The 23,633-nt window shown below is 69.2% G+C and carries 25 protein-coding genes; 8 read left to right on the top strand and 17 right to left on the bottom strand.

Annotation, left to right across the window (positions count from 1 at the left end; genetic code table 11):
* A partial coding sequence (locus ACVBEQ_RS19330) for a TOBE domain-containing protein (protein ID WP_447154929.1) occupies positions 1-755 on the top strand: 755 nt, incomplete at its 5' end.
* Positions 756-1,077: 322 nt separating this feature from the next.
* On the opposite strand, the gene ACVBEQ_RS19325 is transcribed toward ACVBEQ_RS19330, so the two are convergent.
* Both ACVBEQ_RS19325 and ppk2 read right to left on the bottom strand, forming a co-directional pair.
* The gene (locus tag ACVBEQ_RS19325) at positions 1,078-1,620 is read right to left on the bottom strand and encodes a hypothetical protein (protein WP_447154928.1); all 543 of its coding nucleotides are present in this window, start codon (positions 1,618-1,620) and stop codon (positions 1,078-1,080) included.
* 479 nt (positions 1,621-2,099) lie between these two features.
* Positions 2,100-2,930: a polyphosphate kinase 2 gene (gene ppk2 / locus ACVBEQ_RS19320; RefSeq protein WP_447154927.1), complete on the bottom strand. Its 831-nt coding sequence runs from the start codon at positions 2,928-2,930 to the stop codon at positions 2,100-2,102.
* Between the two features lie 99 nt (positions 2,931-3,029).
* On the opposite strand from ppk2, the gene ACVBEQ_RS19315 reads away from it, so the two are divergent.
* Complete coding sequence (locus tag ACVBEQ_RS19315) at positions 3,030-3,422, top strand: DNA polymerase ligase N-terminal domain-containing protein (protein WP_447154926.1); 393 nt, start codon at positions 3,030-3,032, stop codon at positions 3,420-3,422.
* Between the two features lie 11 nt (positions 3,423-3,433).
* Here the strand turns inward: ACVBEQ_RS19315 and ACVBEQ_RS19310 are convergent, their stop codons facing one another.
* A complete protein-coding gene (locus ACVBEQ_RS19310; protein WP_447154925.1) occupies positions 3,434-4,114 on the bottom strand; it encodes an alpha/beta hydrolase in 681 nt (226 codons plus the stop codon).
* Positions 4,115-4,221: 107 nt separating this feature from the next.
* On the opposite strand from ACVBEQ_RS19310, the gene ACVBEQ_RS19305 reads away from it, so the two are divergent.
* Positions 4,222-4,887, top strand: coding sequence for a UdgX family uracil-DNA binding protein (locus ACVBEQ_RS19305; RefSeq protein WP_447154924.1), 666 nt, complete (start codon positions 4,222-4,224; stop codon positions 4,885-4,887).
* 194 nt (positions 4,888-5,081) lie between these two features.
* Positions 5,082-6,023 (top strand): ADP-ribosylglycohydrolase family protein, encoded by a 942-nt coding sequence (locus ACVBEQ_RS19300; protein ID WP_447154923.1) that lies wholly within the window; start codon positions 5,082-5,084, stop codon positions 6,021-6,023.
* Positions 6,024-6,137: 114 nt separating this feature from the next.
* Here ACVBEQ_RS19300 and ACVBEQ_RS19295 read toward each other — a convergent pair whose 3' ends face one another.
* From ACVBEQ_RS19295 to ACVBEQ_RS19270, 6 genes are all read right to left on the bottom strand, one after another.
* Positions 6,138-7,070 (bottom strand): hypothetical protein, encoded by a 933-nt coding sequence (locus tag ACVBEQ_RS19295; RefSeq protein ID WP_473163191.1) that lies wholly within the window; start codon positions 7,068-7,070, stop codon positions 6,138-6,140.
* The gene (locus tag ACVBEQ_RS19290) at positions 7,052-7,306 is read right to left on the bottom strand and encodes a KTSC domain-containing protein (RefSeq protein ID WP_447154921.1); all 255 of its coding nucleotides are present in this window, start codon (positions 7,304-7,306) and stop codon (positions 7,052-7,054) included. Before ACVBEQ_RS19290 ends, ACVBEQ_RS19295 begins: the two co-directional genes overlap by 19 nt.
* A complete protein-coding gene (locus tag ACVBEQ_RS19285) occupies positions 7,296-8,006 on the bottom strand; it encodes a hypothetical protein (protein WP_447154920.1) in 711 nt (236 codons plus the stop codon). The genes ACVBEQ_RS19290 and ACVBEQ_RS19285 overlap by 11 nt, the downstream gene beginning before the upstream one ends.
* 715 nt (positions 8,007-8,721) lie before the next feature.
* A complete protein-coding gene (locus tag ACVBEQ_RS19280; protein WP_447154919.1) occupies positions 8,722-10,074 on the bottom strand; it encodes a multidrug effflux MFS transporter in 1,353 nt (450 codons plus the stop codon).
* Between the two features lie 241 nt (positions 10,075-10,315).
* Positions 10,316-10,717, bottom strand: a complete 402-nt coding sequence (locus ACVBEQ_RS19275; protein ID WP_447154918.1) for a PGPGW domain-containing protein — start codon at positions 10,715-10,717, stop codon at positions 10,316-10,318.
* A gap of 167 nt (positions 10,718-10,884) precedes the next feature.
* Positions 10,885-11,706 (bottom strand): alpha/beta fold hydrolase, encoded by an 822-nt coding sequence (locus ACVBEQ_RS19270; protein ID WP_447154917.1) that lies wholly within the window; start codon positions 11,704-11,706, stop codon positions 10,885-10,887.
* Here ACVBEQ_RS19270 and ACVBEQ_RS19265 point away from each other — a divergent pair.
* The 3 genes from ACVBEQ_RS19265 to ACVBEQ_RS19255 all read left to right on the top strand — a co-directional run bounded on the left by ACVBEQ_RS19265 (position 11,705) and on the right by ACVBEQ_RS19255 (position 13,214).
* On the top strand, positions 11,705-12,514 hold the full coding sequence (locus ACVBEQ_RS19265) for a helix-turn-helix transcriptional regulator (protein WP_473163190.1): 810 nt from the start codon (positions 11,705-11,707) through the stop codon (positions 12,512-12,514). The two genes, ACVBEQ_RS19270 and ACVBEQ_RS19265, sit on opposite strands and share 2 nt — an antisense overlap.
* Positions 12,515-12,723: 209 nt before the next feature.
* Positions 12,724-13,032, top strand: coding sequence for a MarR family winged helix-turn-helix transcriptional regulator (locus ACVBEQ_RS19260; RefSeq protein WP_447154915.1), 309 nt, complete (start codon positions 12,724-12,726; stop codon positions 13,030-13,032).
* A 50-nt stretch (positions 13,033-13,082) separates the two neighbouring features.
* Positions 13,083-13,214, top strand: coding sequence for a hypothetical protein (locus ACVBEQ_RS19255; RefSeq protein ID WP_447154914.1), 132 nt, complete (start codon positions 13,083-13,085; stop codon positions 13,212-13,214).
* A gap of 39 nt (positions 13,215-13,253) precedes the next feature.
* On the opposite strand, the gene ACVBEQ_RS19250 is transcribed toward ACVBEQ_RS19255, so the two are convergent.
* From ACVBEQ_RS19250 to ACVBEQ_RS19240, 3 genes are read right to left on the bottom strand one after another with little or no spacing between them, the layout of a single operon-like run.
* Positions 13,254-14,450: a helicase-related protein gene (locus ACVBEQ_RS19250; protein WP_447154913.1), complete on the bottom strand. Its 1,197-nt coding sequence runs from the start codon at positions 14,448-14,450 to the stop codon at positions 13,254-13,256.
* A complete protein-coding gene (locus ACVBEQ_RS19245; protein ID WP_447154912.1) occupies positions 14,360-14,914 on the bottom strand; it encodes a DEAD/DEAH box helicase in 555 nt (184 codons plus the stop codon). Before ACVBEQ_RS19245 ends, ACVBEQ_RS19250 begins: the two co-directional genes overlap by 91 nt.
* Positions 14,915-14,947: 33 nt before the next feature.
* Positions 14,948-15,847 carry a glycosyltransferase family 2 protein gene (locus ACVBEQ_RS19240; RefSeq protein ID WP_447154911.1) on the bottom strand — a complete coding sequence of 300 codons (900 nt, stop codon included), beginning with the start codon at positions 15,845-15,847 and terminating at the stop codon, positions 14,948-14,950.
* A 101-nt stretch (positions 15,848-15,948) separates the two neighbouring features.
* Between ACVBEQ_RS19240 and ACVBEQ_RS19235 the strand changes: the two genes are divergently transcribed.
* Positions 15,949-16,176 (top strand): putative acetyltransferase, encoded by a 228-nt coding sequence (locus ACVBEQ_RS19235; protein ID WP_447154910.1) that lies wholly within the window; start codon positions 15,949-15,951, stop codon positions 16,174-16,176.
* Positions 16,177-16,196: 20 nt separating this feature from the next.
* On the opposite strand, the gene ACVBEQ_RS19230 is transcribed toward ACVBEQ_RS19235, so the two are convergent.
* From ACVBEQ_RS19230 to ACVBEQ_RS19210, 5 genes are all read right to left on the bottom strand, one after another.
* Complete coding sequence (locus ACVBEQ_RS19230; RefSeq protein WP_447154909.1) at positions 16,197-17,519, bottom strand: class I SAM-dependent methyltransferase; 1,323 nt, start codon at positions 17,517-17,519, stop codon at positions 16,197-16,199.
* Positions 17,516-18,952: an FAD-binding oxidoreductase gene (locus ACVBEQ_RS19225; protein WP_447154908.1), complete on the bottom strand. Its 1,437-nt coding sequence runs from the start codon at positions 18,950-18,952 to the stop codon at positions 17,516-17,518. Before ACVBEQ_RS19225 ends, ACVBEQ_RS19230 begins: the two co-directional genes overlap by 4 nt.
* Before the next feature lie 95 nt (positions 18,953-19,047).
* Positions 19,048-21,255 carry an elongation factor G-like protein EF-G2 gene (locus ACVBEQ_RS19220; RefSeq protein WP_447154907.1) on the bottom strand — a complete coding sequence of 736 codons (2,208 nt, stop codon included), beginning with the start codon at positions 21,253-21,255 and terminating at the stop codon, positions 19,048-19,050.
* Between the two features lie 107 nt (positions 21,256-21,362).
* Positions 21,363-23,120, bottom strand: a complete 1,758-nt coding sequence (locus ACVBEQ_RS19215) for a PH domain-containing protein (RefSeq protein ID WP_447154906.1) — start codon at positions 23,118-23,120, stop codon at positions 21,363-21,365.
* Positions 23,117-23,629 carry a PH domain-containing protein gene (locus tag ACVBEQ_RS19210; protein ID WP_447154905.1) on the bottom strand — a complete coding sequence of 171 codons (513 nt, stop codon included), beginning with the start codon at positions 23,627-23,629 and terminating at the stop codon, positions 23,117-23,119. Before ACVBEQ_RS19210 ends, ACVBEQ_RS19215 begins: the two co-directional genes overlap by 4 nt.
* Positions 23,630-23,633 lie beyond the last annotated feature (4 nt).

The following is a 23,633-nucleotide window of genomic DNA, read 5'->3' as shown; positions in this document are numbered from 1 at the left end:
GAGCACCCGGACGCACGGTTGGTGGCCGGTTCGACCGACTGGGGTGTCGAGCTGACCGGAAGCCGGCACAGCTGTCCGGCGGGCAGGCGCAACGCATCGCGATCGCCCGCGCGCTGGCCGCGGACCCCGCCCTGCTGTTGCTCGACGAACCCATGGCCGCACTGGATGTCGCGGTCGCGCCGGCACTGCGCCAACTGCTCCGCAGGGTGCTCCGCGACGCCCGCCGCACCGCGGTGCTGGTCACGCACGACCTCATCGACGCGTTGTCGCTGGCCGACCGGGTGGTCGTCCTGGACGCCGGCCGCGTCGTGGAGGACGGCCCCGCCCGAACCGTCCTGTCCGAGCCGCGGTCGGCGTTCGCCGCCCGGATCGCCGGCATCGACCTGGTTGCGGGCAGGGCAACCGGCAGCGGCCTGGACGCTCCGGACGGGACGAGAATCCACGGAATTCTCGACCCCACGTGTGTGACCGGGCAGGATGCCGTCGCGGTCTTCCGTCCGGCCGCCGTGGCGGTGCACCTCAGCGAACCCACCGGCAGCCCCCGCAATCACCTGCCGGTCACCGTCACCGAACTGGAACCCAGGGGCGAGCTGGTCCGGGTCCATGCCGCCGGGACAGCAGCGGGAGCAACAGCTCTCGTCGCCGACATCACTGCGGCGTCGGCGGCCGACCTGGAGCTCGTCCCCGGCAAAAGGGTCCACTTCGCGGTCAAGGCCACCGAGGTGTCGATCTACCCGGCGGCCACCAGCCGATGACGCGATCCGCTGCAGCACGGGCTCCACAGAGCGGGGCAGCACTACGGCGCGCAGCAGTACGGACGCAGCACTAGGGACGCAGCAGTGCGGGAGCTCCAGTGGGCGCGCAGCGGAACGGGCGGCCGCATCTAGCGGCCGCCCGTCCCTGTGCAGTGGATCAGCGTGGTTCCGTGCGCTCAGATGCGCGTCGGAAACGTCATCGGCGACGGCGAACGACGCGGCGACTGGTGCGGCGGGCAACTCGACGGGAAGCGAACATGTGATGGCACCTCCTTCAGGATCGACTGCAGCGGGGGACGGTGTTCGGGGCGAGCGGCGTGGTTCAGGATTTGGCGGCGGCCGTCTCCAGGGCGTGCAGTTCGGCGGCTTCTTCGGCGCTGTAGAGACCGACCTCGATCAGATCGAGCGGGCTGATGAAGCCGTCGCTCAGCCGGACACCGCCGGCCCGGATCAGCGCGTCACGCAGCGGGATTGCCCAGACGTGCTCGAGCAGGATCAGTGCAGCCGCAGAACCGTTCGGGACGTCCTCCAGGATGTCCCAATCCTCTGCCTCGCCCAGCGGAGTGAAACCCTCGGCGGCCAGTTCGCCGCCTTCGATCGCGCCCTCGACGAAGCCTTCCTCGCCGCCTTCGCCGAGACCGATCAGTGCGCCGATGACGGTGCCCACCTCGATGGCCTCCTCCTCGGACAGGTTGCTGAGGTGCACCACCTCGACGTCGCCCTCGTCGTCCTTGTAGACCGCCAGCGCGTCGATCACCTTGACGGTGTCGTTCGCACGGAGGCGTTCCAGTTCGGCGATGATCTCGCCGTGGAAGTCCGGCTTCGGAAAGCCCAGTACGAGTAATTGGACGGGTCCTACTGCCATGTCAGTTCCCTTTGTCGATCGGCGGTTGCATGTCGGATCGGTCACCCTCAGACCGTCCGGGGGCCGGCGACGGTGTCGTCCCCTGCGCTGTCCACTTTCCTTCCGAACGTCCGGCTGCGCCTCACACCACCAGCATGAGATGTGTCCCGCACCTCACGGCAGCGGGTCCGCAGAACCTGCTCCGGACCCGGCGCCTCCGCCGCGGGTGTGCCGGTACTGATGCGGACCCCACGAAACGGGCGTTGCAGGTCCGGTCCACGCAGGCGGCTCTGCCCGAGCCCGAGTGACCGGCCCTGGGCGACCGTGAAGGCGGCTGCCCGCAGTTGCGGCGGCAGCGGCTTCCTGGGCATGGCACATGGTGGCCCGGGGCCGCTCCTGCAGGTCCGGGCTCTCCACACCCCTCATCGACTGACCAGTTGCGTGCGTTGGGGACGCGTGGAGCGCCCGCAACTGGACAGTCGATTGTCCGGACGGTGCGGTCAGGCGGTGCTCGGGATGAACCGGAACGGGTGCTCGGACTCGCGGTAACCGTGGGGCTTCTGCGACGCGGGTAGCTTCACCGGCTTGGTGGGCTGCTGCTCGTAGGGGATCTGGCTGAGCAGGTGGGTGATGATGTCGATCCGGCCGCGTTTCTTGTCGTCCGTGCGGGCGAGATGCCACGGTGCCCATGGGGTGTCGGTCGACTCGATCATCGCGTCCCTGGCCCGCGAATAGTCGTACCACCGGGCGTAGGACTTGAGGTCCATCGGCGACAGCTTCCAGGTCTTGCGGCCGTCGTTGATCCGGTTCTTCAGTCGCCGGGTCTGCTCCTCGCGGCTGACCTCGAGCCAGTACTTCAGCAGGATGACACCTGAGTCCACGATGGCCTTCTCGACTCCTGGCACCACCTGCAGGAAGTACTCGGTCTGCTCGGGTGTGCAGAAACCCATCACCCGCTCGACGCCGGCCCGGTTGTACCAGCTGCGGTCGAAGATCGTCACCTCGCCGGCGGCCGGGAGGTGGCCGATGTACCGCTGCACGTACATCTGCGACTGCTCGCGTACGTTCGGTGCCTGCAGCGCGACGACGCTGAACACACGGGGGGAGACCCGCTCGGTGATGGCTTTGATGGTGCCGCCCTTGCCCGCGGTGTCACGGCCCTCGAACAGGATGCAGACCTTCGCGCCGGACGCCTTCACCCACTGCTGCAGCTGCACCAACTCGACGTGCAGCGGCCGCAGCTCGCGCTGGTACTCCTTCTCCTTCATCTTCTTCGAGCCTTTGTGTTTCTCCTTGCCGGTTGACGCGCCGTCCCGCTGTTTCTTACCCATTCGAGCAGTCTGTCACCGCCGTCCCGATGATGTCGGTTCGTCCGTCCACTGTCATCAGAAGGTCGGGCCGCCGGGCGTCGAGCGGGCACACTGACCGCCATGGCGGCACAGGACCCGGCAGCCGGGGTGAGCGGCACTGCGGACGGTGCCGGCGTACGCCCTGCGTTCGTGCTGCACGACCACCGGCGTCCACGGCCTCACTTCGATCTCCGGCTCGAGGAGAACGGGGTGCTGAGGTCGTGGGCGGTGCCCCGGGGACTGCCGACCGATCCGGCCGAGAACCGGCTCGCCGTCGAGGTTGCCGACCACGACCTCGACCACCTGACGTACACCGACGCCGACAAATCCATCGCCGACATCGGCTGGTGGCAGGAGCACGACCGCACGGAGCGCCGGTTCGTGTTCACCCTGCACGGCCGGCAGGGTGCGCGCCGTTACGCGCTGATCCGGACGTCCCGCGATTGGCTGCTGCACCTGGTCAAGGACCAGTAGAACCCGACCGATCAGCTGAGCAGGTTCTTCAGAAACCTTGCCAGGTCTTGGATCTCGTTCATCGACACGCTGTGCCCCATGCCCGGGTAGCTGTGTTCCTCCAGCGCGGTGTGCGTCCTCAGGTAGGTCAGCGCCCAGCGGTTCGCGACCGACGGGATGATCGGGTCGGCGGGGTCGTATCCGACGAACGCAGGCACACCGGTACCGGTGGCGGCGGAGACCGCCAGGTGAGGATCCCCGGGATGGTCGTCGTCGAACATGAACCCGCTCAGCCCGACCAGACCGGTCACCAGGTCGGGATGACGGCGCAGCACCGTGATCGCGGTGCACATCCCCTGCGAGAAGCCCAGCACGACAGCCTTTCCGGTGTAACGCCGGACGACGGCGGCCACCCGGTCCGCGGTGTCGCCGATGGCGGCCGTGGTCGGCTGCACCATGACGGATCCGGGGAACCAGGAGTAGCCGCGGGACCGGGCGGGCGCCGGATACGAACCGCGGACGGCGATGACGCGCGCGGTGACGCCGGGTAGGAACATCCGCATCGCCGGGACCAGGGAGATCAGGTCCTTTTCGTTGGAGCCGTAGCCGTGCAGCAGCACCAGCGTCGGAACGGCCCTGCCGTCGGAGGACGGGGGGCCCAACCAGGCGATCTCGTGGTGGGGCAGCGCATCTGTGCGGGTGTCGCTCGACATGCCCGCCACAGTAAGCGTCCCCGGGTGCGCACCTGCTCCGTTCCAGCAGCCGCGCGCTGTGCCCGCCGCTCTGGTTGGCCCGCCGGGACCGGGGAACCTGACCGGTCATGATGGCCGCCAGCACCGCCGAGCCGTACGTCCCTGCCGTTACCGATCTGCCCTCGCTCGCCGAGGCTGCACGCGGCTGCCGCGGCTGCGAGCTGTTCGAGAACGCGACGCAGACCGTCTTCGGGGCCGGCTCGGCCGGGGCGAGGGCCATGTTCGTCGGCGAGCAGCCGGGCGACCTGGAGGATCGGGCGGGTGCGCCGTTCGTCGGCCCCGCCGGGCAGTTGCTCGACCGCGCGCTGACCGAGGCCGGCATCGATCGATCGGCCGCGTACGTCACCAACGCGGTCAAACACTTCAGATTCAAGAGCACCGCGGGCGGGCAACGCCGGATCCACGAGAAACCCGCGGCGCGTCATGTTTCCGCCTGCGAGCCGTGGCTGACCGCGGAATTGACCGCCGTTCAACCGGAGATCGTGGTGGCCCTGGGAGCAACGGCGGCGCAGGCATTGTTCGGGTCCGCGTTCCGGGTCACGAAGCAACGCGGCGAGCTCCTGGACTGGCCGCCTGCGGCGGGCCCGTACTCGGCCAGTGCGGTGCCGGTGACCGCGGCGATCGCCACGATCCACCCGTCGGCGGTGCTCAGGTCCCGTACAGCGGAGGAGCGCGACACCGCCTTCGCCGGTCTCGTGCTCGATCTCCGAGTGGTGGCTGCCGCGCTGCGTTGACCAACAATGGTTCGGGTCACCGAACGACATCGCGGGACAGCGGTGCACGTCACGGCCTGCTCACGGCCGGCCCCGGGCGCGGAATGAGACCGCGACGGCGAGTCGATGGATGATGAACCCCGACAAGGGCGCGCACCCTCGGGTGTCGACGGCGGGCCGAACCGCCGGAAGTGGGCCCTGGGGGTGAGGGGCAGATGGAGCTGGACGAGGCACAGGCGGATCGGGTCGCAGGAGTGCTGGTCGGGACAGCGGCCGGCGACGCGCTCGGCGCCGGTTACGAGTTCACCACGCCCGGTCCGGCCACCGAGATCGACATGATCGGCGGCGGGCCGTTCGGCTTCGCGCCGGGGGAATGGACCGACGACACCTCGATGGCCGTGGCCGTCGCCAGGGTGACGGCGGAGGGCCGGGACCTGCGGACCGCCGACGGGCTGGACGCGGTGGCGGCCGGATTCCTCGAGTGGTTCAACGGTGGCCCGAAGGACGTCGGGTCACAAACCCGGATGGTGCTGTCGGCCCGCGACCGGACCGCTGCGGCGATGACCGCTTCAGCGGGATCGATCGTCGGCAGGACCGGCGGCAACGGTTCGCTGATGCGGACTGCCGCCGTCGGGATCGCGTATCTCGACGAGGCCGCTGCCTGCGTCGATGCGGCCCTGCGGGTCAGCGAGCTCACGCACGCCGACGAGCGCGCGGGGCAGGCCTGCCAGTTGTGGTCGTACGCGATCCGGCACGCGGCGCTCACCGGCTCCTTCGACGGTGTCCGCGGGTACCTGGACGTCGCGGCTCCGGAGGCTGCCGACTTCTGGGGGCAACGGCTGGACGAGGCCGAATCGGGGGAGCCCGCCCACTTCAGCAACAACGGCTGGGTGGTGCATGCCCTGCAGACCGCGTGGTGGGCCATCAGCAACACCGAGCAGAACCGTGACCAGTTCCCCCGGGCGGTGGAACTGGCCGTCCGGGCCGGCAACGACACCGACACCACGGCGGCCATCGCGGGAGGGTTGCTCGGGGCGCGCTGGGGACTGTCGGCGGTGCCGCAGCGCTGGGTGGGCATGCTGCACGGCTGGCCCGGTCTGCGGGCGGGCGACCTCGTCGCCCTGGCGCAGCGGACCGCGGGGCTCGCGACCAGCTGAGGCTGGCCGGTACCGCGGCGCCGCTACCAGCTGAGCGCGGCGGGCACGAGCTGAACACCCGCCCGTGCGTGACGGAGCGGCCACCGATCCTGCCGTGCTGCTCGATGCGCCCGATCAGGGAACGTCTAGCCGGTCGGTCTCCCGGTAGTGGATCAGCTCCCCGGCCTCGCCAGGGGCGGCGCCTTCCACCGGGACGAACAGGGTCACCGCCAGTGCCGGCACCCCGGACGGCGACATGATGGCCGTGACCTTCGGGTTGGCGAAGGCGGTGGAGCCGCCGTGGGTGCTGACCGGGACCGGCGAGACGGCGCCCCTGTCGTCTTCGAGGTAGATCCGCCAACTGCTGAAATCGTTCTTGCGGTGCTGCACCTCGTAGACCGTCTGCACGGCGCCGTCCACCCGCACAGCGTCGCGACCGCCGATGTTGCCGCGAACCCGGCGGTATGCGGCGGTCGCGGCCGCTGCGATCCGCTGATCCCGTGCCGTGTCGGCGACCGCGTTCCAGCGATCGAACCCGGACAGCACGCCGCCGGCCTGACGGTCGACATCGCAGCGGCGCTGGTAGTGGAAACCCACCTCGATGACCGAGTCGTCGATTCCTGATCCCCACTCGACGGAGCTGACGTGCGGCGTTCCCTCGTTGCAGGCCGACAACGTGCGCTGGACGGTGCGGTCGCGGTCGGACTCGCCGGCCAGAAGGGCGTCGAGGTCGGGGTAGTGCCGAAACCGGAGCATCCCGCCGGAGCCCCGCTGGGTGTTGAACTCCACCGCGGTGAGGTATCCGCCGGAGGGCAGTGCGCGGATCGTCGGCTGGGTGGCCTGTCCGTCGAGGCAGGTGACCAGCGTCCAGGTGAGCACGTCGTCGCTCACCGCCAGGTTGACCGTGTCGCCGGTGTGATAGACGCCCAGGTAACCGCCGGCGGGACCATCGATGATCTTCAGCGTGTCCATGCTGTTGCCGACGTTGTCCCGGGTGCCGTAACGACACCCGCTGGACTTGACGACGTCTCCGATGAGCTCGGCGGCAGTCAGCCCTCCACCTTCCAACCCGGGTAGGCATGCCGGATACGCCGGGCGAAGAACGCCCCGAGGCTGCTGGCCTTCATCAGCTCGCGGTAGATGCGTCGCGGAACCGCATACCGGTAAACCCCGCCCGCACGGAACTGGATCTCCAACTGGTTCGTCGCCGGATCGAAACCTATCGATTCCAGGCTGGTCGAATCCACGCGTTGTCGCCGCATGTGTTTCTCGTACTCCGCCTGCGCCGCCAACTCAACGACCACCGCGATCGGCGTGTCGTTCCACCCCGCCGATGTCCACGGTCGGCCACGGGTCGTCCGGCGGACGGGTCGCCGTCCTCTCCCGTGGGATCGGCGGCAAGAGAATGCGCTCGGTCCAGGAGGTGATCCGCCCGTCGTCGTAGGTCTCGGGCAAGGACAGCTCGACGTGGAAGAACTCCTCGTCGGTGGCGAACAGCAGCAGCCAGGTGCGAATACCGCCGATCGGCGAACCTGTCTCGGCCCGCGCCGCCTGGAGGAGCAAGCCGAAGTCGAAGGTCAGCTGATTGTTGGCGTTCACCGCCTGCTCTGTTGCGTATCCACGGGGATGCCGCGGCGCGGCGACCGCATCCGGTCGACCCGTCTGATCGTCACCGGTGGCGACAACGATGGCGAACTCGCCGGAGGGGTGGATCGTCCGGGCGAGGTTGCGCGGGTTGTCGAAGGACCATCCCGCAGGCACGAGCTCCTCGCGGAGATAGCGCGTGGTCCTCGCCCACCTCAGCAACCCGTGCAGGATCGGCGGGTCCAACGGGCTCCAGTCGTCGCCGGCGGCGTCGGCGCGCCGGAGCGAACGCGTGACGGCCTCGATCGAGATGCCCAACCGGGACAGCCGTTCCGGGCCGGACACACCTGGTGCACGCTTGCTCGATACTCCCGAAACCTGCTGGGTCGAAAGACGCTGGATCGATACATGCTGTGTCATCGAAAACCCTCCCTGGCCGGCCGCCCGAAGGATGGGCTCTGGCCGTCATCCGCAGCATGGCATCGGGGTACGACAGTCCTCGCTGCGTCGTGGATCGCCCGATCGTGGCGCAAGCGGGTGGCCGTCCGAGCTCGTCTGAGGGACTCGTCAACAAACCGGTGTTGCGGGCCGTGACAATCGACCCGATCAGGGGGGCGCTTCGACCCTGCGTTTTGGGTGATGTGCCGGTTATAGTCATTTCTGTTGGCAGGTCATCACCTTTGGGGGACCTGCCGACATCCTTTTTTTCGACATCGTTGTCGGAAAAAAACCGCGAGTTCTTGGTACGAGAACGAGGGTGATCCGCATGGACACGGCAACGTCGCCACGGTCCACCACGATGCGCCACACGCGCGTCCAACCCGCCTGGCCGTGGGACTGGGAGAACCGTCCCACAAAGGACCAGTGCGATCATCTCTGGGAAATCGTCGTCATGGAACGGCTGTTCAACCCGCACGAAAAAGTCGCCCGGTGTGTCGAATGCCACACGCCGCGGTGCGGTTACGCGGAGGACCCGCGGCCCTGCCAATTGCGGCGTCACCACGCCGGGGAGCACCAGCCCTCACTCGCGGGCTGAAGGATCTGGCCGATCGGGCCGGGCCAGGCTCGATCGGACCTACCGGCCCCAGCAGGGGGTCGGCTCCGAACCCCTGCTGGGTCAGCCGGTCGGGCCAGGTCAGCCGGTTGTCGGGCCGGCCAGCCGAGCGTCGACCGTCCTTTCGGCTCCATCCAGTTCGTTCGCACCATCGCCGTCCGCGGGCGACATCCGTCGCAGCGCAGGACCGATCGCCAGGGTGATGATCGCCGCGACGATGACGCCGCCGAACATCACCGACGTCATCGCGAGAGCCGACCCACCGGGGAACAGACCGGTCAGCGGCGCCACCGTGGCGCCCACCCCGAACTGGAACGCGCCGAGTAATGCGGCGGCGCTCCCGGCACGGTGCGCGTTGGCTTCCAGGGCGATCATCGGAACGGCGGGCAGCAGCAGGCCGGTCATCAGCAGTGTCACGATCAGCAGGGCGATGAGCGGCCAGATCCCGAGGCCGAGCAGGGACACCACCACCAGTGATCCGGTGGTGACAAGCGAGGCCAGCACGGCACTGCGCAGGATCTGCGCCGGGGTCAGCCGGCCGAGCAGGGCACCGTTCAGCTGGGTGCCCGCCGTGACGGCCAGCGCGCCGGTCGCGAAGATCACCGCGAATTGCTGGGCCGAGAGCCCGAAGCCTTCCTGGAACACGAAGGTCGCGGAGGAGACGTAGGTGAACAGCGCGGCCATCGAGAAGCCGCTCAGCAGAGCAAGTCCCATGAAAACCGGGTCACCCAGCAGGGACCAGTAGGACCGGCCGGCCGCCGTGACGCCGCCGGAGCGCCGCAGCTTCGCGGGGAGCGATTCCGACAGCAGGAAGAACGCCAGCACGAGCAGCACCACGCCGAAGACGGCCAGTGCGACGAACATCAGCCGCCAGGAGCCGAACCGCAGGAACTGCGCGCCGATCAGCGGAGCGACGCAGGGCGCGACGCCCACCACCAGCATCAGCCGGGCCAGTGCCCTGCCGACCTGGATGCCTTCGAAGCGATCCCGGACGATGGCCATTGAGAGCACCATCCCGGCAGATGCGGCCAGTCCCTGGACGAACCGCAGTGCGGCCAACGCCTCGACGGAGGTCACGAACACGATGCCGACGGACGCGACGATGTACAGCACCAGTCCGCCGAGCAGCGGCTTGCGCCGGCCGATCGCGTCGGAGATGGAGCCGAGCAGGAGCTGACCGACCGCGAGGCCGGCCAGCGTCGCGGTGATCGTCAGCTGAACGGCCGCCGGTTGGGTGCCCAGCTCGGTGGTGATCTCGGGGAAGGCCGCCAGGTACAGGTCGATCGTCAGCGGTCCGATCGCCGTCAATGCGCCCAGCATCAGGATGAGGCCGGCCCCAATGCGGGCGCGCCCGTTCGGCGGCGTGGCCGCGGGCGACGCCGCACGCGCTGTGTCGGCTCCGGTCGCGCCGCGGGTGCGCAGGGACAAACTCATGAAAGAACCTCTCGGGGACTGTGAATCACCGCTGGGACACAACGCTGCGGACGCAACGATGGGACGCAACGATTCGTCTGGCTGGCGGGCACCCGGGGCGCTCGCCGCCGGTACCCGAAGATCCTCGGCCGCACTGCCGCTTCTTGGGCCAACGCGCCTCGACGCACAGCTGATTCCCGAATCACCGAATCGATTCGATTTTTCTTCTGGGCCTATCGAGGCCGCAGTGCCAGATGCCAGGTCAGCGCTGGCGGGCGGGCTCCCGAGCGGGCCGGTTGCCCTTGACCCGGGCGTAGATCACCGTGCCGACCAGGAACAACCCGCTCAGGATCAACACGATCGCCGTCAGCATGTTGAGGAACGGCAGATCGACCCCGATCACGCCCAGCACCCCGACCGCGATCAGAGCCAGCGCGCAGCACAGTGCAAGGGCCGCACGCCACTTGCTGCGCGCCACCTCCTCGACACCCTGCTGAGCCTTGTCCTTGGCGTAGTCCAACGGCTTCTTCGCCCAGGAGAAGCGGGTGGCGAGGACCGCCAGGCCCGCGGCGACGAGCACGAAGCCCGGTCCGGGGAGCACGAGTAGCGCGATCCCGGCCAGCAGCAGAACAAACCCCAGCACCGCGGTGACGACCGTCTTCATCTCTGGTTCCCTCCGTGACGCGCCGGTGATCCGGTAGCGCCCAACCCTGTGAGTGCCCGAACGTTGTGATGCGCCCGGACTTGTGATTGAACTGTCGGGCCCCGGTTGCATCGGACGGGACGTCTCGTGTCCGGGGCCTGCCGATCAGTGCCCAGAGCGGTTGCGGCTCAACCAGTCAATGACCGGGCGCGGTCCAGGATGGCGGCGGCCACCTGCTCGGGGCGGGTCTCCGGCAACCAGTGCCCGGCCTTGAGCGGCTCGAACCGGTAGTCGCCCGTCACGTGACCGCGCGTCGCCTCCGCGGCGTACCGGCCGAGTGCGAAGTCCCGGGTTCCCCAGACGAAGGTCGTCGGAACGGAGATGTCCGGCACCGGCGACCGCAGCGCATACGGCAGGGCCCGGTACCAGTTCAGCGCACCGGTCAGCGCGCCTTCCCCGGTCATCGACGCGGCGTAGCGCGCGGCCGCGGCCGCCGGCAGGCCGCTGTCCTGCAGGGTCTTGGGCATGTTCCGGGCGAGCAGCATCTCGGGTAGGAACGGCAGCTGGACTGCGGCCATGTACCAGGACCGCAGCGCCTGGTTGCTGTGCCACATCGCGGTCGTCATCGCCGCCGGGTGGGGCGTGGACAGCACGGTCAGGGTGCGAACCCGATCCGGATGCAGGCCGGCCACGCCCCACGCGACGGCTCCGCCCCAGTCGTGTCCGACCAGGTGCACGTCCGAGGCGCCGGCCGCGTCGACGAGCGCCAGCACGTCGGCGACCAGCTCCTCCATGCGGTAGTCGTGCCGCCGGGACGGGCGCACGGTCGCTGCGTACCCCCGTTGCGTCGGCACCAGCGTCCTGAACCCGGCGGTGACGAGCGCCGGCACCACCTCGTCGTAGCTCGAGGCGTCCTGCGGAAAGCCGTGCAGCAGGACGATCGTCGGTCCGTCTGCGGCCCCGCGGTCGAGCACCGGGAAGACGAGGCCGTGACGGCTGAACTGATCCATGCCGCGGATCGTAGACATCGAGCAGGTGGCGGCCGGGCCCCGGCTCGACGCGGCCGCTGTTTGTCGGCCCGGGGTGTGGGTAATAGCGCAGCAGAACTCAGTCGACCGGATCGTCGGCGATCGCCGGCGATTCACGCGAAGTGATGCCGCCCGCGGGCGGAAAGCGAGCGACATCATGGGCAGTGCCACCGCCGAGCGGTCCCGGACCCGGCCGTCACGGGCGCCGATGATCGAGCTGTCGCTGCCGCCGCACCGGGCGCCGTTCGACCCCGCGGGTGGAGCGCTGCGATCCAGGACGGTGCTCGTCGTCGCCCCCGGCCACGCGGTCTGGGCGCCGCTCACCGCCGGGTTGCTCAGCTCGGGCGTCGGGCGGGTGCTCCGGGCGGAGTCCCTTGCCGCGGTCGATCAGATCCTCCGCCAGGAACCGGCCGGTGACCTCGCGCTCGTCAGCATGTCGCTGCGCGGCAAGCACGACCGGGTGATCCGCCGGCTGCGGGCGGCAGGCTGGCGGCGTGTGCTGCCGATGACGTCGGCCGATTCGGACCCGGTGCGGGCGGCGCTGCTCGCGGACGCACACGGAACTCTCGGCGCACCGGCTGACCCCGAACATGCCCGCCGGGAGCACGGCGTCTCCCGCAAGCAGGTCGTCATCCTGCGGCAGGTGGCGTCGGGGAGACCGGTCAAGAAGATCGGCAAGGACCTCGGCATGTCGGTGTCGGCGGTGAAGGCGCAGATCGCGAGGATCGCCGAGAAGCTCGGCAGCGACGACCTGGTGGGTGCGGGCCTGCGCGCCGGGCTGATCACCTGATCCGGCCGCCGTCAGCGCGGGGGTGTGGCGCGTTCGCATACGTGCCGTTGTTCACGTGATCGCCGGATACGGAAAGGTGGTGCCGTGGATGCGGAACGAGCTGAGCAGTCCGCTCGGCTGTTCGGCTTGCTCGCTCTCCTGGTGCACCGGACATCCCAGGACGCATCAGCACTTCTTCGCCGAGAAGGCCTGAACCCGGCCCAATTTCAGTGCTGCTGGCGATCCGCGATCGTCCCGGGAGTGCGCAACGGGAAATCGGCGAACGGTTCGGGGTGACCGGCGGCAACGTCTCGATGCTCGTTTCCAAGCTGACGTGGGCGGGATGGGTGCGCAGGGAAGCCAGCGGCGCTGCGAACCGGATCTGGCTCACCGATGTGGGTGCGGAGCTGGTAGCACTGTTGGAACCGCAGCAGCAGGAGTTTCTGCTCGACCGTTACCGTGCCCTGTCCGCCGACGAACTGGGTGAGATGCACCGGTTGGCCGACCGGACTTTCAAGGGGCTGCCACCTCCTAGTTGAGCGCTTAACATCGAGCCTGTGTTGAGCGCTGAACAATCTGGTTGCTGGTGATGCACGCCGTTGCGGCCCTCGCGCTGATACCGCTGGTGGCGTCCTGGCTGCCGACGTCCCGACGGTCGGTCATCGGGTCACGTCCCAGCTCGCTGGTCGCCGGTCCGGGTCCGTCCGGTGGCGTCGGGTGAAAAGCCGATGGCGTCTGCTGAAGTAGCCGACTCGACGCGTCAGGAGGCCTGGCTCAACAAGTCGTGATCGATGACCAGGGACAGGCTCAACGTCCGGTAACCCTGTTCGTCGAACAGGACGACCACGCGTTCCGGATGTTCGAACCGGATGACCGTGCCGACCCCGAACTCTCGGTGCGCGACCCGCTCTCCGACTGCGAACGGTGATGTTGCGTTCGTCTCCTCGGTCGTCGTCGACAGGCCCGCATCGCAGTTGTCGCAATTGCCGCAGGGCTCGATCGGATCGTCACCGAAGTAGGACAGCACCAACTGTCGCCGGCAGGTGGTCGCCTCGGCGTAGCCGCGCATCATCTCCAACCGGGTGGCATCGAAAGCTTCTCGCCGTTCGGCGACATCGCGGGCGGCTCGCACGACGTCGTCGGAGTCGGACCAGTCCAGCGCGCCGACCCGGCCGCGCCGGTCGAGTGCGACGGCCCCGACCTGCTCGAGCAGGTTGACAGCGGACGTGACTCGTCGGCGGCCCACGTCCATCCGGGCGCCGATTTCCGGGGCGCGAAAGTCGCCGGGGCGTGCTGCGGCGAACTCGTAGACCTCCCGCACCCGCTGCTCGTCGAAGCCGCCAGCGGCGAAGAACCGGCGGAGCCCCAGGTCCTCCGGCCGGTAGAACAGCACGACAGACGCCGGTTCGCCGTCCCGTCCGGCGCGCCCGATCTCCTGGTAATACGCGTCCAATGATTCCGCGACGGTGGCGTGCAGGACGAACCGGACGTCAGCTTTGTCGATGCCCATACCGAAAGCGGTTGTGGCCACGAGCACGTCGAGGTCCCCGCCCAGAAACGCATCCTGCACGGCCGATCGTTCCGCGGCGCGCAGACCGGCGTGATAAGCGCCCGCGCGGATGTTCCGACCGGCCATACCGGCGGCCAGCTCCTCGGTCTCCCGGCGTTTGCCGACGTAGACGATGCCCGGCCCCTCCAACTCGACCGCGGTGTCCACCACCGCGTCGAGTTTGTCGTCCTCGGCAAGAAAAGTCCGGACGGCGAGATGCAGGTTGGGCCGATCGAAACCGGCAACCAGCACAGCGGGGTCCCGCATGCGGAGCTGGTCGATGATGTCGACCCGCACCGGCGGAGCGGCGGTTGCCGTCAGGGCCAGCACCGGAGGGTGACCCAGCTCGTCGACGATGGGACCGAGGCGGCGGTAGTCCGGACGGAAATCGTTGCCCCAGGACACCACGCAGTGCGCTTCGTCGAGACCACGAGCCCCGGGCCGGCGACCCGAAGCTCCGCCACCAGATCGGGATTCGCCAGTTGTTCCGGAGCGAGGAACAGGAAGTCCAGCGATCCGGCTGTCAGTCGTTCGATGATGTCGTTGCGCTCGCCGGCGCCGAGCGTGCTGTTCAACGTCGCGACCTTCGGAGAGCCGGAGGTTGATGTGCGGCGGGCGATCGCCGATTGCAGATGTTCACTCTGGTCTCGCTGCAGTGCGATCAGGGGGCTGACGACGACGGTCGTGCCGCCGATCAGCCGCCCGGCGAGCTGGTAGATGGCCGACTTGCCCGCGCCGGTCGGCATCACCACCAGTGTGTCCGTACCGGCGACCACCCGGGTGATCGCGTCGACCTGCGCCCGTCGCAGCTCGGGCCAGCCGAAGACCTCCCTGGCGACGCGTTTCGCGCGGGCGGCAACGGTGGCTGCCATCAGGCGACCGCTACCGGGCCGGCATCGCGGCCGTCACGACGAGGCCGCCAACAGGTCCACCGTCCGCTGCACGTCGGCACCGGCGACCCTGCGCGCGCGGATGGCTCGGGGCAGGTCGCGGGCCGCCGCATACAGACCCCGCCGCGCAGCGCGCCCGGCGCGCAGCGCACTCCACGCTCGTCGGCCGACCCGCGGCGCGGACAACCGCATCACCGCCGTCAGGATTCCCGAGCGGGTGACGGCAGCGACCCGCTTGTCGGGCGAGTGACGGCGCGGCGACGGGTGGTGGTGCACCAACAGGGCGTCGGCGTACACCATGCGCCAGCCGGCTTCGGCCAGATCGAGCGCGACCCGCTCCTCCTCGCCCGGGAATCGCACGACCTCGTCGAAGCCGCCGACGGCCAGGAAGGCGGAGCGACGGACCACCGCGGCGCATGCGACGAAACCGAGCAGCGACGGCAGCGGTGAACCGTTCGGACGCGGAAGCGGCGATTCGGCCATCGCGGCACAGACCGGGTCGAGCCGGTTCTCCGGTCCCACATGGATTCTCGCGTTGACGACAGCGACATCGGGTTCGGCGTCGAAGATCTCGACGGCGGCGGCCAATGACCCCGGTGCCCACCAGGAATCGTCGTCGGCGAACGCCACGAACTCGCTGCCGGCCCTGCGGGCGCCGATGGTCCGGGCGAAGGCCCCTGCGTTGTACTCCAGCGGCACCGTGTCCACCTGCGGGAAATCCTCCCGGACGGCGGTGACACTGCCGTCTGTGGAGGCATTGTCGACGAAGATCACCTCGGCGCGGTGGCGGCCGAGGCTGGTCAGCAACTCGTCGCGGCGGTCCCGACTCATCACCACCACGCTGACCCGTTCGTTCTCGATGGCCGGACCGCCCGTTGTCGCAGTCCGGTCGTCCAGTTGGATATCGCTCGTCATGCCGCTCCCTCGTTCGCTCCGCCCGGCTGTTGATACCCGCCGCGGCCCGGTCTCAACCCCTGATCCGGCAGCGGGCCGGGGGAGCGCCTACCGTCGCCGGTGTGAAGCTGCCTTCAGCAGGCGCAGAGTTCCTGCGGACCGCGCTGCCCGGTACCAGGGTGGTCGCGCGCCACCGGATCGAGGGTGGCTTCACCGACGCGCTGGGGTACCTCCGGTCATGCAACGAGGACAGTTGCGTCATCGAGACCCGTCGCCGGGGGCCGGTGACCGTTCGTTTCGCAGACGTCGTTGCCGCCAAGCAGGTCCCGGAGCCGCCGCCGCGGCGGTGATGCCCTCAGCCGGCCGGCCGTCAGCCAACCCACCAGGGCCGCAATGGCACCTCGGCATCGCCGTGGTGCGCCGGCTTCACGGCGAGCACCTGATGCAGTTGGATCCCGTTGCGCTCGAAACTCAAGCGCGATCCGCCCATGTACAGGCCCCACACCCGTGCGGTGCCCTCGCCGACCTCGCCCACGCACTCGTCCCAGTTCTCCCGAAGGTTGGCGCACCAGTCCCGGAGGGTGAGAGCGTAGTGCTCACGCAGGTCCTCGGAATGCCTGACGTCGAAACCCACGTCCTGCATGGTGGTGATGATGCGGCCGGATCCGGTGAGCTCGCCGTCCGGGAAGACGTAACGGTCGATGAACGCCTCTGGCTTCACCCGGCTGATGTTGTCCGGGCGGGTGATCGAGTGATTCAGCAGCCGACCCCCGGGCCGCAGCCTGTCGCGCAGCGAACGGAAGTATGCGGGGTACTTCTTCACCCCGATGTGCTCGGTCAGCCCGATCGAGGAGATGGCGTCGAACCCGGTCTCCGGGACGTCCCGGTAGTCGAGGTAGCGGATCTCGGCCAGATGCTGGAGACCCTCGTTGACGATCGCCTTCTGACCCCACTCGGCCTGCTGGCGGGACAGGGTGACGCCGAGCGCCTGCACTCCGTGCCGGGCGGCGTGCCGCACGATGCCACCCCAGCCGCAACCGACATCGAGCAGTCGCTGCCCGGGTTGCAGCCCGAGCTTGTCGAACACCAGCGCGTGCTTGGCCTCCTGGGCCTGCTCCAGCGTCGCGTCGGCGGTCGGGAACACCGCGCAGGTGTACGCCATCGACGGTCCGAGAACCATCTCGTAGAACCGGTTGGAGACGTCGTAGTGCTTGCTGATCGCGGACGAATCGCGCTTCTTGGTATGGCCGAGGCCCTGGGCCAGGCGCAGCCAGCGAGGCGTCGCCTCCTGCGGTGGCGGCGGAACGGGGATGAACGTCCGCGGCCCGAGACCGCTTACAATGTCCCTGATCTCGAGCGGACTCGGCCGGCGCAGGTGCAACCCGTCGTCCATCAGCTTCAGTAGCTCGTACGGGTCGGCCGGATGCGTCCCCAGGAAGTCGATGTCGCCGCTGACGTAGGCGCGAACCAGACCGAGATCGCCGGGCGCGGTCAACACGTACGTCAGCGCGCGCCTGTTGTTGATCTTCAATCCGGGCCCGTCGGCGGGTCCAGCGGTACTGCCGTCGAACGCGGTGACCCGGAACGGCAGCGGCCCCGCCGAGACGGCGGCGGCGAGGTCGCCGACAGATGTCCGGCCGTTCTTCTGCGGCCGCCGGGGAGTCGAGGACACCGAGGCTCTGAAAGTTGTCATTTCCGACGCACCGCCTTGTCGTAGAGATGGAGCAAACGCGATTGAGGGTCGTAAACGGCCTTCAACCGCGCGTAGGCCTCGCCGCCGTAGTGGGCGGCGAATTCCTCGCGCGAGTAGTAAGCATCCGAATACAGCGACTTCTGTCCACCGCATTCCTGGACGCGCCGCTCGATGAGCCGGGTCGTCGCACCCTCGGGCCCGCCCGGTGTGGTCGGCACCGTGGACCAGAAACCGACGTTGACGTAGGTCTTCTCCGTCGCGATCGGGTACAGCGGCCAGGTGACGTCGCGGTCGCCCCGTGGATCCGGCGGCAGTCGCAGCGGGCACAGCCAGACCGGCTCGATGGGAATGGTGTCGAGGAACCAATCGACGAACTCCGCGGTCCGTTCCACCGGAACCTCGATGTCCTGGACCACCCGCTCCAGCGGCGGCCGGCCGTGCAACGCTTCCAGCCGGTCGCCTATGCCGAATCTGCGGTCGAGCGCCACCAGCTTCCAGTAGAACGAACTCCTGCGCAGCCGCCTGGGCCACAATCGCCGCACCAACGGCTGTTGCGCGCCGAAAGCCCTGGAGCACCAGAACCAGTCGGTGTCCCACCGCCACAGGTAGTCGGAAACCGTCAACCGGTCCGTCTCCCGTTCGCGGATGGAGCGGTAATAGATCTGCCGCCGCGTGTAGTCGCTGGTCGGTCCCGGCTCATCGGTGAGAGTGCCGAGCGTCAGGTAACTCTCGCCGTGGTTGAAGACGACGCCGTCGAGATAGTCGACTGTCACGCCGTTGTGCTCGTGACTGTCGACGATCGCAATCACCGCCGCCTGCAGGTCGGTGACGCTCCCGAACCGGATGTGCCGCAGTGCGACGAACGGCTTCACCCGCTCCAGCCGCACCCGGAGCCGGGTGGCATAGCCGAGAGTCCCGTAGGAGTTGGGGAATCCGTAATAGAGATCGGCGTGTTCGGCGGGACTGACGGTCAGGATCTCGCCGGTCCCGGTGAGCACATCCATCTCGACAATGCCGTCGTGCGGCAGGCCATTGCGGAAGGATGTCGACTCGATGCCGAGGCCGGTGGCCGCGCCGCCGACGGTGATCGTCTTGAGCTGCGGCACGACCAGCGGCGCCAGCCCGAACGGGAGCGTGGCCGCCACCAATTGTTCGTAGGTACAGACCCCGCCGACGTCGGCCGTCAGACCTTCCGGGTCGATCGCGATGACACCGCCCAGCCCGCTGACGTCCAGACCTGGAACGGTGCTGGGTTGCCTGCTACGAAAGAGGTTGGACGTCCGCTTGGCGAGCCGGACCGTGGCCGCCGGCGGAATGGCGCGGTAGCTGGCCAGAAGCCTTTCCAGCGTCGCCTGGTAAGTGACAGCGGCAGCGGCCGTGAAGACCGGTTTCGGGTCCTGCACGGCACGCTTGCGGGTGGGTATTTCCACCATGCAATGAAGCTAGACCCGCGCTGCGGTCGGTCGCTGGCAGGAGCCTGCCGATACGCCCGTCAGAGTGACGAAAACCACATCCCTCGGGGACCGGATCAATCCCGATCACCGGCGGTCAACCGTTCGACCACATGCTCCGGGGCGGGCGCATGCCGCAGGTACTGCCGGCTGAAGGTGCCCGTTCCGTGCGCGATCGATCTGAGGTCGACGGCGTACCGGAGGAATTCGACCTCCGGCACCTCGGCCAGCACCGCCGATCGGCCCGTCCCTGCCGGCTCGGTTCCGCGTACCCGGCCGCGCCTGGAGGCGAGGTCGGCGAGAACCGCACCGACGTAGTCGTCGTCCACGGTGATCGTCACCGAATCCATTGGCTCCAGCACCTGCACACCGGCGGCGTGCGATGCCTCCTTCAGGGCGAGGGAACCGGCCAGTTGGAAGGCGGCGTCGGAGGAGTCGACGCTGTGTGCCTTGCCGCCCACCAGGATCACCCGCAGGTCGACCATCGGGTGGCCGTTCACGCCGCGTTCGAGCTGGGTCCGGATGCCCTTCTCGACGCTCGGGATGAACTGCCGCGGGACCGCGCCACCGACCACCCGGTCGACGAACTCGAAGCCGCCGCCCTGGGGGAGCGGCTCGATCTCGATCTGCGCCACCGCGTACTGGCCGTGGCCACCGGACTGCTTGACGTGCCGGCCGAGGCCCGCCCCGGCCGCGCGGACGGTCTCCCGCACCGCCACCCGCACCGGTTCGACCACGACCTCGATACCGGCCCGCCCACGGAGCCGGTCCAGCAGGACCTCCAACTGCTGTTCGCCCATGGTCCACATGAGCAATTGCTCGGTCGCCGGGTTGACCTCGACCCGGACGGTGGGATCCTCTGCCTGCAACCTCGCCAGGCCCTGGACGAGCTTGTCCTCCTCGCTCGACGACCGCGCCGAGATCGCCACCGGTAGCAGTGGTTCGGGCATCGTCCAGGGGGAGAGCACCGCAGGGTCGGCGGGGTCGGACAGGGTGTCCCCGGTCTCGGCATGGGAAAGCCTTGCCACCGCGACGATGTCGCCGGCCACTGCCTGCGGGATCGGGGTCAGCGTTGAGCCCACCGGACGCGAGATGGCGCCGGCGCGTTCGTCGAGATCGTGCTCGCTGTGCCACGTCTCGTCCTCCGGGTGACCGGAGAAACGCGCGAAATGGCCGCTGACGTGGACCGGCACATCCGGCCGCAGGGTGCCGGAAAAGATCCTGACGATGGACACCCGGCCGACGTACGGGTCGGTCGTCGTCTTGACCACCTCGGCGACCAGCGGCCCGTCCTTGCTGCCGGTCAGCGCCTCCCTGGCCTTGCCGGCCGGCGTGTACACCGGCGGCAGGACGTGCTCGACCGGTGAGGGGAAGCCGCGGCTGATCACCTCCAGCAGTTCCGGAACGCCGAGCCCGGTGGTCGGTACGCAGGGCAGCACCGGGTGGAAGGCACCACGGGCGACCGCCGTCTCGAGATCGTCGACAACGGTGTCGAAGTCGACCTGCTCGCCGCCCAGGTAGCGATCGAGGAGGCTGTCGTCCTCGGACTCGGTGATGACCGCCTCGATCACCGCGTCCCGCTGAGCCCCGATCGCCGCCTGCTCGTCCTCGTTCGCCGGCCGGGTCGACCTGGTGCCGCTCGAGCTGTCATAGACGGTCCGGGTCAACAGGCCGATCAGCGCCGACGGTGGTCCGGCTTCGCCGCCGCCGATCGGCAGGAACAGCGGATGGACGCCCTCCCCGAACACCAGTTGGCAGTTCTCCAGCACGGCCGCGAAGTCCCCGCGTGGTTGATCCAGATGCGTCACGACCACCGCCCGCGGCATCCCGACGTCCGCGCATTCCTGCCACAGGATCCTGGTGGCGCCGTCGATCACCCCACCGTCGGCGGCCGTCTCCGAGGCGGAGATGACGAACAGTGCGGCGTCCGCCGCGCGCAGCCCGGCGCGCAGCTCACCGACGAAATCCGCGTGGCCGGGGGTGTCCACCAGGTTCAACCGGACGGTTCTGCGGCCCGCCGCCGGCAGCGGTATGTCCTCGGCCGGTTCGACCACGGTGCTGGCGACGGCAAGCGAGACCGAACGGCCGGTCCGCCGTTCGACGTCCTCGAAATCGCAGACGGTGCTGCCGTTCTCGATCGATCCCGCACGGGCGACGGCGCCGGTGGCCGCCAGGATCGCCTCGACGAGCATCGTCTTGCCGGCGCCACCCGGCCCGATGAGGACGACGTTGCGGACCTCCTCGGCGGAACCGCCGCCGACCGGCTGACGGGCGTTCTCGTTCATTCCGGTCGACCGATGACGGCGGCGGATGTGGTCATTTCCCTGTCACCCCTTCGCACCGCCTGACCATAATCCCGGGAGCGATTTGTCGCTGTGCGGGAGCGGATCTGTTAGGCGTCGGCCTTGTCCTGGGCGACGATTCGGCCCCTGATGTGCGGCGGCAGGACAGCGGCGGCCTCCGGCAGCAGGGCGGCGAGCAGGTCAACGCCCGCACCCTCCGGCACGTCGGTCACCGCGTAGTGCTGCGATCCGGCCGCCGTCGTCGCGGTCACGGTGAGCAGGCCACTGCGCCGCTGGAACACCGACTGCCGAATCGTCACGCCGATGACGCCGGGGACGGAGAGCACGACGCGTCGCCGCAGCAGTGAACCCCACCGGCTGATCAGCGCGTTGCCGGACACCGTATGGCCGAGGTTGCGGTACCTGTCTGCCGCGAGCAGCGCGGCGACCGGTAGCGCCAGCAGCGAAGCGACCGCCAGCCACGGCGACGTGTCAAACCGCCAGGTGATCAGCCCGATGACGACGACCAGCGCCAGTGCCGCGCCCAGCGCCCTGGTGTACCGACGGCGCCGGGCGGCCGGACCGTGCTGCCGCAGCGGTGGGTCCTCCGCCGCTCCCGCACCGAGCACGGCTGCCTCCACCCCCAACACCGTCCGCAGTGGAGCGGGCGGCACGAGCAGTGCCCTGACCCGGTCGGATCCGCGTTCCCGCAGCCCGGTTGCGATCGCCTGCAGTCGGGCGCCGCCGACGGCGCGCAGCAGCAGGGGCTCGCTGCGCTCGACACCGTGCAGCCGGCGTTCCTCGATGCTGGTCGCCCTGGTGGTCAGCAGTCCGCGGGTGACCTGAAGGGTGCCCCGCGCGTGCCGCACCAATCGGTATCCCCAGAACGACAGCAGATAACCGGCCAGCGAGAGTAGGGTGACGGCCAGCACGACAACCGCGACGCCCTGCAGGATGTCGATCCAGAGCGGGGTGGACCGGAGGTGGCCCAGTGCGTTCTGGACGATGGCGAACTGCGTCGGGTTGAGGCTGGCCTCGTTGAGCAGGCGCCAACCCAGACCGATCAGGAACGCGGCCGTGATGACGCCCGACAGGGTGGCCGGCGCGTACAGCACCCACCGCGGGTTCAGCCGGGCGAGTTCGGTTTCCTCCGGGTCCGGCTGCCGTGGGGCAGGAAAGATCTTCTGCCGCTGCACGTTCTGGAGCTCGGTCGGAGGTCGGTCGTTCGGCTGCTCGTTCGGCTGGTGGCCTGCTTCCGTTGTCCCGGTGTCCGGTGCGGTGCCCGCGCCCGGGTGCCCGCGGTGCAGCAACTCGGCACGCAGCGGGCCGGCCGCCGCGGCCGGCAGCCCGTCGAGGGCGAGTTCCTGCGCGCCCTGATGTGACGTGCCGGTGCCGATCTGCACCTTGACCAGCCGCAGCACGCGCTGTAACGGGTGGGCGCTGACATCCACCGTGCGCACCCGGTCGCGGGGGACCGTCAGGTGCTTGCGCTGGATGAGGCCTCTTTTCACTTCGACGACGGTCGGGGTGATGCGGTACCGCGTGGTGAGCCATCGGCTGATGCCGAGCGCGACCACCGCCGCCGTCCCGATCAGCCCCCAGGGGGGTCCGGATTCACCCGCCCGGCCGACGAAGAGCAGCACGAGCAGCATGGGGATGAACCTGATGATCTCCCGCAGCGGTTCGACAATCAGCATCCCCGGCGCGAGGCGTCGCCAGGGTTGCTCGGTGGTGACGGCCGGGTTGTCGGGTGCTGGGTGATCGGGTGCCGGGTGATCGGGTGCCGGGTGATCGATCGCCGGGTGATCGGTCGCGGCCTTGTCGAGCCGCGGGTTGGTCACCGCATCCTCGAGCCGGGGGTCCGTCACGTCGCATCGTCCCCGGACAGCGGCGCGGCGGCGGTGACGTCCGCGGCGAACTGCTCGGCGATGTGCTGGTCGAGGCCGTCGATCTCCAACGGGCCGGCCGCCGAGGCGGTCGTCACGGTGACCTTCGACAGCCCGAACATCCGGCCGATCGGCCCGCGCTCGGTGTCGACCGTCTGGATCCGGGTGACCGGGGCGATGCGCCATTCCTGGGTGAGCCAGCCGGTCCGGGTGTAGACCGCGTCGGCCGTCAGCTCCCAGCGGTGCACCCGGTACCTCCAGCGGGGCATGACGATGAGGTGCACGGCGGCCAGCAGCACCGTCGCGGCCAGCACCTGGGCGTGCCATGGCGGGATCGGCCAGTCGAACACCCAGGCGATCACCTCGAAGACCACCAGGAGCAGCCAGCCGGCCAGTGCCCGGCTGAACCAATACCAGACCGCCTTGGGCGACACCTGGTGCGCCGGTGGGCGCAGCAGCGCGCGGTGCTCGATGCCGCCGGGCAGTGTCATGGCT

Source organism: Nakamurella sp. GG22, from assembly GCF_052976845.2.
This window is presented reverse-complemented; position numbering and strand designations above follow the sequence as displayed.